Consider the following 12,215-nt stretch of genomic DNA (forward strand, 5'->3'; position numbering starts at 1 on the left):
AATGGGCGTCCTGAAACGCGATCGAGGTCGTTTTGGTCTCTTTCAGACATAAAAAAACCCGCCGAAGCGGGTTTTTAATCAGGCGAAGAACGATTACTCGTTGTCGTTGCCACCCAGACCTGCGTTCAGCAGTTCTGCCAGGCTTGCAGACGCATCTTCCGCAGTCACCTGCGGGGCTGCCGGGAGTTCACCCGCAGCGCGACGGCGCATACGATCCTGGTGGTACGCGTAACCGGTACCGGCCGGGATCAGTCGACCGACGATAACGTTCTCTTTCAGACCGCGCAGTTCGTCGCGTTTACCCGCAACGGCTGCTTCGGTAAGCACGCGAGTGGTCTCCTGGAACGATGCCGCGGAGATGAAGGACTCGGTCGCCAGAGACGCTTTGGTGATACCCAGCAGGTCGCGCATGTAAGTCGCGCTGACTTTGCCGTTCGCTTCCAGATCGCGGTTAGCAATCTTGACGCGAGAGTATTCAACCTGCTCACCTTCGAGGAACTCGGAGCTGCCCGCGTTCATGATGGTGGCTTTACGCAGCATCTGACGAACGATAACTTCGATGTGCTTATCGTTAATCTTAACGCCCTGCAGACGGTAAACGTCCTGCACTTCGTTAACGATGTAACGGGTCACTGCCTGAACGCCACGCAGACGCAGAATGTCATGCGGCGCTTCCGGGCCATCGGAGATAACGTCACCACGCTCCACACGTTCGCCTTCGAACACGTTAAGCTGACGCCATTTCGGGATCATCTCTTCGTATGCATCACCGCCATCAACCGGGGTGATTACCAGACGACGCTTGCCTTTGGTCTCTTTACCGAAGGAGACGATACCCGCCACTTCAGCAAGGATTGCCGGCTCTTTCGGACGACGTGCTTCGAACAGGTCTGCAACGCGCGGCAGACCACCGGTGATATCCTTGGTACCGCCAGATTCCTGCGGAATACGCGCCAGGGTGTCACCAGAGCTGATCTGAACGCCATCTTCCAGCTGAACAATCGCTTTACCCGGCAGGAAGTACTGAGCCGGCATGTCGGTGCCCGGGATCAGAACGTCGTTGCCGTTAGCATCAACGATTTTCAGCGCCGGACGCAGATCTTTACCGCCCGCGGTACGTTCTGAAGAATCCAGAACCACCAGCGAAGACAGACCGGTCAGCTCGTCAGTCTGACGAGTAATGGTCTGGCCGTCGATCATGTCGGTGAAACGAATGTAACCCGCCACTTCGGTGATAACCGGCATGGTATGCGGATCCCAGTTCGCGACGGTTTCGCCGCCTGCGACCTGTTCGCCGTCACCTTTCGCCATAACAGCACCGTAAGGCACTTTATAGCTTTCTTTGGTTCGGCCGAATTCGTCGATCAGTTTCAGCTCAGTGTTACGCGAAGTAACAACCAGCTTACCGCTGGAGTTCACAACCGACTTGGCGTTGCTCAGACGGATGCTACCTTTGTTTTTCACCTGGATGCTGGATTCAGCAGCCGCACGAGATGCCGCACCACCGATGTGGAACGTACGCATCGTCAGCTGAGTACCCGGCTCACCGATGGACTGTGCTGCGATAACGCCGATGGCCTCACCTTTGTTGATGATGTGACCACGTGCGAGATCTCGGCCATAGCAGTGCGCACAAACGCCGAAGTCAGTGTCACAGGTTACTACGGAGCGAACTTTAACGCTGTCAACCGAGTTGGCTTCCAGGATGTCACACCACTGCTCGTTGAGGAGCGTGTTGCGCGCCACCAGGATGTCCGCGGTGCCAGGCTTCAGCACATCTTCCGCCGTTACACGGCCCAGAACGCGATCGCGCAGCGGCTCTTTAACATCGCCACCCTCGATAACCGGCGTCATGGTGATGCCTTCCAGCGTGCCACAATCATCTTCGGTGACAACCAGATCCTGCGCCACGTCAACCAGACGACGGGTCAGGTAACCGGAGTTCGCCGTTTTCAGTGCGGTATCCGCCAGACCTTTACGAGCACCGTGGGTTGAGATGAAGTACTGGAGTACGTTCAGACCTTCACGGAAGTTCGCGGTGATCGGGGTTTCGATGATGGAGCCATCCGGCTTCGCCATCAGACCACGCATACCTGCCAGCTGACGAATCTGTGCCGCAGAACCACGCGCACCGGAGTCGGCCATCATGTAGATGCTGTTAAAGGAAACCTGCTGCTCTTCTTCGCCGTTACGGTTGATAACGGTTTCGGTCTGCAGGTTGTCCATCATCGCTTTGGATACGCGATCGTTCGCCGCGGCCCAGATATCGATGACTTTGTTATAACGTTCACCAGCGGTAACCAGACCAGACTGGAACTGCTCCTGGATTTCAGCCACTTCCGCTTCGGCTTCGGCGATGATTTCGGCTTTTTTCGCCGGGATAACCATATCGTCGATACCAACGGACGCACCAGAACGCGCTGCATACGCAAAACCGGTATACATGGTCTGGTCAGCGAAGATAACGGTCGGTTTCAGACCCAGAATGCGGTAACAGGTGTTCAGCATTTTGGAGATCGCTTTCTTACCGAGCGGCTGGTTCACGATAGAGAACGGCAGACCTTTCGGTACGATCATCCACAGGATGGCACGGCCAACCGTGGTGTCGATCAGGCTGGTTTTGGAAACGAACTCGCCGTTCGCGTCTTTTTCGTATTCAGTGATACGAACTTTTACGCGAGCATGCAGTTCAGCCTGGCCAGAGCGGTACAGACGTTCCGCTTCTTTCGGGCCAGTCAGCACCATGCCTTCGCCTTTGGCGTTAATCTTGTCGCGGGTCATGTAGTACAGACCCAGTACAACGTCCTGAGACGGAACGATGATTGGCTCGCCGTTCGCCGGAGACAGGATGTTGTTGGTAGACATCATCAGCGCACGCGCTTCGAGCTGGGCTTCCAGCGTCAGCGGTACGTGAACAGCCATCTGGTCACCATCGAAGTCGGCGTTGTATGCCGCACATACCAGCGGGTGCAGCTGAATAGCTTTACCTTCGATCAGTACCGGTTCGAACGCCTGAATACCCAGACGGTGCAGGGTCGGCGCACGGTTCAGCAGTACCGGGTGCTCACGGATAACTTCGTCCAGGATATCCCAAACGACCGCTTCTTCACGCTCAACCATTTTCTTGGCGGCTTTGATGGTGGTCGCGAGGCCACGCAGTTCCAGCTTGCCGTAGATGAACGGTTTAAACAGTTCCAGCGCCATTTTCTTCGGCAGGCCGCACTGGTGCAAACGCAGGTACGGGCCTACGGTAATTACGGAACGACCGGAGTAGTCCACGCGTTTACCGAGCAGGTTCTGACGGAAACGACCCTGCTTACCTTTGATCATATCGGCCAAAGATTTCAGCGGACGCTTGTTAGAACCGGTGATCGCACGACCGCGACGGCCGTTATCCAGCAGGGCGTCTACCGCTTCCTGCAGCATACGTTTTTCGTTGCGTACGATGATGTCCGGCGCCGCCAGATCCAGCAGACGTTTCAGACGGTTGTTACGGTTGATCACGCGACGATACAGATCGTTCAGATCCGAGGTAGCGAAACGACCGCCATCCAGCGGAACCAGCGGACGCAGATCCGGCGGCAGTACCGGCAGCACGGTCAGGATCATCCACTCTGGCTTGTTGCCAGACTGTACGAACGCTTCCAGCAGCTTGATACGCTTGGTCAGCTTCTTACGCTTGGTTTCGGAGTTGGTTTCGTTCAGCTCTTCGCGCAACTGCTCGCACTCCGCTTCCAGATCCATGCTCTTCAGCAGGGCCTGAATAGCTTCGGCGCCCATTTTCGCGTCGAATTCATCACCGAACTCTTCCAGCGCGTCCAGGTACTGCTCTTCAGTCAGGATCTGGCTGCGCTCGAGGTTGGTCATACCGCCCTCGATAACAACATAAGATTCGAAATACAGAACACGTTCGATATCGCGCAGCGGCATATCCAGCAGCAGACCGATACGGGACGGCAGAGATTTCAGGAACCAGATGTGCGCGGTCGGGGAAGCCAGTTCAATGTGGCCCATGCGCTCACGACGCACTTTAGTCTGGGTCACTTCAACGCCGCACTTCTCACAAATCACACCGCGGTGTTTCAGGCGCTTGTACTTACCGCACAGGCACTCGTAGTCTTTTACCGGCCCAAAGATACGCGCGCAGAACAGACCGTCGCGCTCCGGCTTAAAGGTACGGTAGTTAATGGTTTCCGGCTTCTTAACTTCACCGAAAGACCAGGAACGGATCATGTCTGGCGACGCCAGAGCAATTTTGATCGCATCAAACTCTTCGGTTTTAGTTTGCGCTTTCAGAAACTTTAATAAGTCTTTCACGGATTGGCTCCCGTCGGAGTTAGCACATTCCGGCGCCGGGTGTTACCCCGACGCCAGTGACCTGTTTGAGCGAGAATTACTCGTCTTCCAGTTCGATGTTGATGCCCAGCGAGCGAATCTCTTTCAACAGTACGTTGAAGGATTCCGGCATGCCCGGTTCCATCTGATGGTTGCCATCCACGATGTTCTTATACATCTTGGTACGGCCGTTTACGTCATCAGACTTAACGGTCAGCATTTCCTGCAGGGTATAGGCGGCGCCGTATGCTTCAAGCGCCCACACTTCCATCTCACCGAAGCGCTGGCCACCGAACTGCGCCTTACCACCCAGCGGCTGCTGAGTAACCAGGCTGTAAGAACCGGTGGAACGAGCGTGCATCTTGTCGTCAACCAGGTGGTTCAGTTTCAGCATGTACATGTAACCTACGGTTACCGGACGCTCGAACTGTTCACCAGTACGGCCATCGAACAGGGTGATCTGACCGGATGTCGGCAGGTCGCCCAGCTGCAGCAGCTCTTTAATTTCAGCTTCTTTCGCGCCGTCGAATACCGGCGTGGCGAGCGGCATACCTTTACGCAGGTTTTCAGCCAGACGCAGAACTTCATCATCGCTGAAGGTGTTCAGGTCGACTTTCTGACGCACGTCCTGGCCGAGGTCGTAGGCTTTCTGGATGAATTCGCGCAGTTTCGCGACTTCTTCCTGACGCTTCAGCATGGCGTTGATCTTATCGCCGATACCTTTCGCCGCCATACCCAGGTGGGTTTCCAGGATCTGACCGATGTTCATACGAGACGGTACGCCCAGCGGGTTCAGTACGATGTCTACCGGCGTGCCGTTTTCATCGTAAGGCATATCTTCGATCGGGTTGATCTTGGAGATAACACCTTTGTTACCGTGGCGGCCTGCCATCTTATCGCCCGGCTGGATCTGACGTTTAACGGCCAGATAGACCTTAACGATTTTCAGTACGCCCGGCGCCAGATCGTCGCCCTGGGTGATCTTGCGGCGTTTCGCTTCGAGTTTCTTCTCAAACTCGTGCTTCAGCTCGTCGTACTGTTCAGCCAGCTGTTCCAGCTGGTTCTGTTTCTCTTCATCGGTCAGGCCGAGTTCCAGCCAGCGGTCGCGCGGCAGTTTGTCGAGCTTCTCAGCTTCAACGCCGCCTGCGATCAGTACAGCACGAATACGGCTGAACAGGCCCGCTTCGAGGATCTGCAGTTCTTCAGACAGGTCTTTTTTGGCCTGCTTGAGCTGCATTTCTTCGATTTCCAGCGCACGTTTGTCTTTTTCCACGCCATCGCGGGTAAAGACCTGAACGTCGATAACCGTACCGGAAACGCCGTTCGGCACACGCAGAGAAGAGTCTTTAACGTCAGACGCTTTCTCACCGAAGATGGCGCGCAGCAGTTTCTCTTCCGGCGTCAGCTGGGTTTCACCTTTCGGCGTTACTTTACCTACCAGGATATCGCCACCGGTGACTTCCGCACCGATATAAACGATACCGGATTCATCCAGTTTGGAGAGCGCAGCTTCACCCACGTTCGGGATGTCGGCAGTGATCTCTTCCGGCCCCAGCTTGGTATCACGAGATACGCACGCCAGTTCCTGAATGTGAATTGTGGTGAAACGATCTTCCTGAACCACACGCTCGGAAACGAGAATGGAGTCTTCGAAGTTGTAACCGTTCCACGGCATGAACGCTACGCGCATGTTCTGACCGAGCGCCAGTTCACCAAGGTCGGTGGAAGGGCCGTCTGCCAGCACGTCGCCGCGTTCAACCGGCTCATTCAGAGACACGCACGGCATCTGATTAATACAGGTGTTCTGGTTAGAACGGGTGTATTTAGTCAGGTTATAGATGTCGATACCTGCTTCGCCCGGGTACATCTCGTCTTCGTTAACTTTAATAACGATACGGGACGCATCCACGTATTGAACAGTACCGCCACGTTTGGCAACGGCTGTTACGCCGGAGTCAACGGCAACAGCACGTTCCATACCGGTACCTACCAGCGGCTTATCAGCGCGCAGGGTCGGAACCGCCTGACGTTGCATGTTCGCACCCATCAATGCGCGGTTGGCGTCATCGTGTTCCAGGAACGGGATCAGGGACGCACCGACGGAAACCACCTGCTGGGTGGAAACGTCCATATAGTCAACCTGGTCTGCGCTGAAGAGGCTGGATTCGCCTTTGCTGCGGCAGGTGACCAGATCGTCGGCGAAGCGGCCTTCTTCGGTCAGGTTGGTGTTCGCCTGAGCGATGACGTAGTTACCTTCTTCGATAGCGGAGAGGTAATGAATTTCATCGGTCACAACACCGTCGGTGACTTTACGGTACGGGGTCTCAAGGAAGCCATATTCGTTGGTCTGCGCATACACGGACAGGGAGTTGATCAGACCGATGTTCGGACCTTCAGGCGTTTCGATAGGGCATACGCGACCGTAGTGGGTCGGATGTACGTCTCGAACTTCGAAGCCTGCGCGTTCACGGGTCAGACCGCCCGGGCCGAGTGCTGAGATACGACGCTTGTGCGTGATCTCGGACAGCGGGTTGTTCTGGTCCATAAACTGAGACAGCTGGCTGGAACCAAAGAACTCTTTAACCGCGGCAGAAATCGGCTTGGCGTTGATCATATCCTGAGGCATCAGGGTATCGAGATCGCCCAGAGACAGACGCTCCTTCACTGCACGCTCTACACGCACCAGGCCAACGCGGAACTGGTTTTCCGCCATTTCGCCCACGGAACGGATACGACGGTTGCCGAGGTGGTCGATATCGTCCACTTCGCCTTTACCATTACGAATATCGATGAGCTTCTTCATCACGTCGATGATGTCAGCTTTGCTCAGGATACCGGAACCTTCGATCTCGTCACGCAGCAGAGAACGGTTGAACTTCATGCGGCCGACCGCAGAAAGATCGTAACGATCTTCGGAGAAGAACAGGTTCTCAAACAGGCTTTCCGCCGCTTCACGCGTCGGCGGCTCGCCAGGACGCATCATGCGGTAGATTTCAACCAGTGCGCTCAGGCGATCGGTAGTTGGGTCGACGCGTACTGTCTCAGACATGTACGGGCCGTGGTCGAGGTCGTTAGTAAACAGCGTCTCGATACGTTTGTGACCGGACTGGCTCAGTTTTGCCAGCAGATCCAGGGACAGCTCCATGTTGGCCGGGCAAATCAGCTCGCCAGTGGAAGCGTCGACATAATCTTTCGCTGCAACTTTACCGGCGATGTATTCAACCGGAACTTCGATGTGTTTGATTTCGTCTTTTTCGAGCTGGCGAATGTGACGCGCAGTGATACGACGGCCTTTTTCTACGTAGATTTTGCCGTTTGCTTCGATATCAAAGGATGCGGTTTCGCCACGCAGACGCTCCGGAATCAACTCCATCTGCAGCTTGTTGTCGCGGATTTCAAAGACCACTTTTTCGAAGAACAGGTCAAGGATCTGCTCAGTGGTGTAATCCAGCGCGCGCAGGATAATGGTTGCCGGCAGTTTACGACGACGGTCGATACGGACAAACAGGTTGTCTTTCGGATCGAATTCGAAGTCCAGCCATGAACCACGGTAAGGAATGATGCGTGCGTTATACAACACCTTACCAGAGGAGTGGGTTTTACCCTTGTCGCTGTCAAAGAAGACGCCCGGACTGCGGTGCAGCTGAGAAACGATAACACGCTCAGTACCGTTGATGACAAAGGTACCGTTATCGGTCATGAGCGGGATTTCGCCCATGTAAACTTCTTGCTCTTTGATGTCTTTAACGGTGCCTTCCGGCGCTTCGCGCTCGTAGATCACCAGACGCAGCTTAACGCGCAGCGGTGCCGAATAGGTCACGCCACGGATTTGGCATTCTTTAACATCAAACACCGGTTCGCCAAGACGGTAGCTGACGTATTGCAGTTCCGAATTGCCGCTGTAGCTCTGAATCGGGAATACGGAGCGGAAAGCTGCTTCCAGACCGTACTGACCCTCAGGATCTTGCTCGATAAATTTCTGGAACGAGTCAAGCTGGATAGAAAGGAGATAGGGAACATCCAGAACTTGTGGACGTTTACCAAAATCCTTACGAATACGTTTTTTCTCGGTATAGGAGTAAACCATAGGGTTCCTCAGCTCGCTGACAAGTCGACCCACTCTGTCCATCGAAGGGACAGTTTATGCAACACCATTTTGTTGACCGAAAAGTGGAACACTTTTCGCAATACCTGTTGCTATCACGCTTAAACCATTTCATTGCGATTTACACAGTGCCGAAACGCTGTCGCAGTATATTAAGTCGTCGATAGAAACAAGCATTGACGGGTAACCAGCAGTAAAACAGTGTGAAACGCTACTGGTCCCCTAGCGCAAAAAGGCTGGTGACCAAAAAGTCACCAGCCATCAGCCTGACTTCTCAGGCTGCCACCAGAAGGGTTGGCTTATTTAACTTCAACTTCAGCGCCAGCTTCTTCCAGAGATTTTTTCAGAGCTTCAGCGTCATCTTTGCTCACGCCTTCTTTCAGAGCGGCCGGAGCAGATTCTACCAGGTCTTTAGCTTCTTTCAGACCCAGGCCAGTTGCGCCACGTACTGCTTTGATAACAGCAACTTTGTTAGCGCCAGCGGCTTTCAGAATAACGTCGAATTCAGTTTTCTCTTCAGCAGCTTCAGCAGCCGGGCCAGCAGCAACAGCTACAGCAGCAGCAGCGGAAACACCGAATTTTTCTTCCATTGCAGAGATCAGCTCAACAACGTCCATTACGGACATAGCGGATACTGCTTCAATGATTTGATCTTTAGTGATAGACATTTAATTGTTCCTGAATATCAGAATAAGTTTTATACGTAAGCAAATGCGTTGCGAGAGTAAGCGCTATTAAGCAGCTTCTTTTGCGTCGCGAACAGCGGCCAGAGTGCGAACCAGTTTGCCTGCAGAGGCTTCTTTCATGGTTGCCATCAGGCGTGCAATTGCTTCTTCGTAAGTCGGCAGAGTTGCCAGGCGATCGATCTGGGACGCCGGGATCAGCTCACCTTCAAAGGCAGCGGCTTTGACCTCAAATTTTGCATTCGCTTTCGCGAACTCTTTGAACAGACGAGCAGCAGCGCCCGGGTGTTCCATAGAGTATGCAATCAGGGTCGGACCAACAAACGCGTCTTTCAGGCACTCAAAAGCAGTACCTTCAACAGCACGGCGCAGCAGGGTGTTACGAACAACACGCATGTATACGCCAGCTTCGCGACCTGCTTTACGCAGTTCGGTCATTTTATCTACGGTAACGCCACGGGAATCCGCAACAACCGCAGACAGCGCGCCTTTGGCTACTTCGCTGACTTCAGCAACAATCGCTTGTTTGTCTTGAAGATTTAAAGCCATTAGCTTTTGCTCCTGGATTTTAGCCGGGACAAGTCCCGGAACTCACTTCACTCAATCATACGAAAGAGCGTCGAAATACGGTGAGCAGAAACAAGCCAAAGACTACTTAAAAAATATTCTTCAGGTTCTGTCACCGTCTACGCAGGGAATTAAGCCTCTTTCGAAACACCTGCGGTCTTGGACGGAGGCCTGGATAAGGCCAGGCTCCAACCGAAAATCTTTTATGCTCTGCTTAGCAGAACAATGGGCGTAAGATTGTAGACAAATCCGACGCCCACGTAAAGAGGCGAATTAGTTCGCCGCTGCGCTCAGACCAGACTGGTCTACCGCAACACCTGCACCCATGGTGGTGGAGAGGCTAACTTTCTTGATGTACACGCCTTTAGCAGAAGACGGTTTTGCTTTTTTCAGAGCAACCAGCAGCGCTTCCAGGTTTTCTTTCAGTTTGTCAGCGTCGAAATCCACTTTACCGATGGTGGTGTGGATGATGCCGTTTTTGTCGTTACGATAACGAACCTGACCGGCTTTAGCGTTTTTAACCGCTTCAGCAACGTTCGGCGTTACAGTACCAACTTTCGGGTTTGGCATCAGGCCACGCGGGCCCAGAACCTGGCCCAGCTGGCCAACAACGCGCATTGCATCCGGAGAAGCAATAACAACGTCAAAGTTCATTTCGCCTTTTTTGATCTGCTCAGCCAGATCTTCCATACCTACCAGCTCTGCGCCAGCTGCTTTAGCAGCTTCAGCGTTCGGACCCTGGGTAAATACGGCTACGCGAACAGAACGGCCAGTACCGTGCGGCAGTACAGTTGCACCACGTACGTTCTGGTCAGATTTACGAGCGTCGATGCCGAGATTCACAGCAACGTCAACGCTTTCTACGAACTTAGCGGTAGCCAGTTCTTTCAGCAGAGTGATGGCTTCGTTGATGTCGTACTGTTTGGTAGCATCAACCTTGTCACGGATCACACGCATGCGCTTGGTCAGTTTAGCCATTTCTTAGTCCTCCACTACCAGGCCCATGGAACGTGCGGTACCTTCGATGGAGCGAGTCATCGCTTCAATGTCGGCGCCAGTCATGTCAGCAGCTTTGGTCTGTGCGATTTCTTGCAGCTGAGCGCGGGTAATGGTACCCACTTTGTCTTTGTTCGGCTTACCGGAACCAGACTTGATACCAGCCGCTTTTTTCAGCAGTACAGCTGCCGGCGGGGTTTTGGTAACGAAGGTGAAAGAGCGGTCAGCGTAAACGGTGATAACAACCGGAATCGGCAGACCTTTTTCCATGGAATCCGTTTTGGCGTTGAACGCTTTACAGAATTCCATGATGTTAACACCCTGCTGACCCAGAGCCGGACCGACCGGCGGGCTCGGGTTAGCCATACCAGCTGCAACCTGCAGCTTAACGTAGGCTTGTACTTTCTTGGCCATGAAAATTTCCTCAGTTGGGTCTAGCGCCTCAGAGAGGCTCCCCGTGATTAAAACGTTTTATGGGCTGGGCCCATAAAAACAAAAGGCGCGAAATTGTATTCCAATCTCGCGCCTTGTGCAACGGTTAACCGCTGCTTTTTCGAGCTCGACTTACGCCTTTTCGACCTGACTGAAATCAAGCTCAACCGGCGTAGCACGACCAAAAATAGATACAGATACTTTCAGGCGGCTCTTCTCGTAGTCAACTTCTTCAACCACGCCGTTGAAGTCAGCAAACGGACCATCGTTAACGCGAACCATTTCACCCGGTTCAAACAGCGTTTTCGGACGCGGTTTGTCACCCACCTGCTGCAGGCGGTTCATAATCGCATCGACTTCTTTGTCGCTGATCGGTGCCGGACGGTCAGAAGTACCGCCGATAAAGCCCATCACACGCGGCACGCTACGTACCAGGTGCCAGCTTGCATCGTTCATGACCATCTGAACTAACACATAACCGGGGAAGAATTTGCGCTCGCTCTTGCGACGCTGGCCGCCACGGATCTCCACAACCTCTTCGGTAGGAACCATGACTTCGCCAAACAACTCTTCCATGTTGTGTAATTTGATATGCTCACGCAGCGACGTCGCTACGCGGCCTTCAAAACCGGAAAACGCCTGAACGACGTACCAGCGCTTTTTAGGTGCTTCAGACATCTCAGAACCTCAGGCCAGTGATAAAGGATACCAGGCGGACCAGAATACCATCCAGCCCCCACAGGATCAGTGACATTACAGCAGTCACTGCAGCCACGATTAATGTGGTGTGCAACGTTTCCTGGCGAGTCGGCCAAATAACCTTACGGACTTCGGTTCTCGCTTCACGGGCAAAGGCGACGGTAGCTTTACCTTTTGTCGTTAACAGCGCGACACCACCCGCTGCAGCAATCAGAATAACTACCGCAAGAGCACGCAGCGGCAGGGTAATCTCACGGTAAAGAAAGTTGCCTACGATAGCTACAATCAGCAGCGCAGCGACAACCAGCCACTTCATCACTTCCAGGCCGCGCCCGCTTCCTTGAGCTTCGGTATTCGCACTCATAAACCAACCTGTCATAGTAAATCAGACAAACATT

8 protein-coding genes are annotated in these 12,215 nt (G+C 53.7%); all 8 read right to left on the minus strand.

Annotated features, from left to right (window positions below):
• Nucleotides 1–93: 93 nt before the first annotated feature.
• Nucleotides 94–4,317, minus strand: a complete 4,224-nt coding sequence (gene rpoC / locus BJP61_RS19890; RefSeq protein ID WP_038865704.1) for a DNA-directed RNA polymerase subunit beta' — start codon at nt 4,315–4,317, stop codon at nt 94–96.
• Nucleotides 4,318–4,393: 76 nt separating this feature from the next.
• The gene (gene rpoB / locus BJP61_RS19895; RefSeq protein ID WP_038865706.1) at nt 4,394–8,422 is read right to left on the minus strand and encodes a DNA-directed RNA polymerase subunit beta; all 4,029 of its coding nucleotides are present in this window, start codon (nt 8,420–8,422) and stop codon (nt 4,394–4,396) included.
• A 317-nt stretch (nt 8,423–8,739) separates the two neighbouring features.
• A complete protein-coding gene (gene rplL / locus BJP61_RS19900; RefSeq protein WP_007727297.1) occupies nt 8,740–9,108 on the minus strand; it encodes a 50S ribosomal protein L7/L12 in 369 nt (122 codons plus the stop codon).
• Between the two features lie 66 nt (nt 9,109–9,174).
• Complete coding sequence (gene rplJ, locus BJP61_RS19905; RefSeq protein WP_038865708.1) at nt 9,175–9,672, minus strand: 50S ribosomal protein L10; 498 nt, start codon at nt 9,670–9,672, stop codon at nt 9,175–9,177.
• 291 nt (nt 9,673–9,963) lie between these two features.
• Complete coding sequence (gene rplA / locus BJP61_RS19910) at nt 9,964–10,668, minus strand: 50S ribosomal protein L1 (protein WP_004387081.1); 705 nt, start codon at nt 10,666–10,668, stop codon at nt 9,964–9,966.
• A gap of 3 nt (nt 10,669–10,671) precedes the next feature.
• Nucleotides 10,672–11,100 (minus strand): 50S ribosomal protein L11, encoded by a 429-nt coding sequence (gene rplK / locus BJP61_RS19915; RefSeq protein WP_004387082.1) that lies wholly within the window; start codon nt 11,098–11,100, stop codon nt 10,672–10,674.
• Between the two features lie 150 nt (nt 11,101–11,250).
• Nucleotides 11,251–11,796 (minus strand): transcription termination/antitermination protein NusG, encoded by a 546-nt coding sequence (gene nusG, locus BJP61_RS19920; RefSeq protein WP_001287521.1) that lies wholly within the window; start codon nt 11,794–11,796, stop codon nt 11,251–11,253.
• A gap of 1 nt (nt 11,797) precedes the next feature.
• Entirely contained in the window at nt 11,798–12,181 is a 384-nt protein-coding gene (secE, locus tag BJP61_RS19925) for a preprotein translocase subunit SecE (protein WP_007727302.1), read from the minus strand.
• Nucleotides 12,182–12,215: the final 34 nt, after the last annotated feature.

It is taken from the genome of Cronobacter sp. JZ38, assembly GCF_008932145.1.
Taxonomy (GTDB): Bacteria; Pseudomonadota; Gammaproteobacteria; order Enterobacterales; family Enterobacteriaceae; genus Cronobacter; species Cronobacter muytjensii.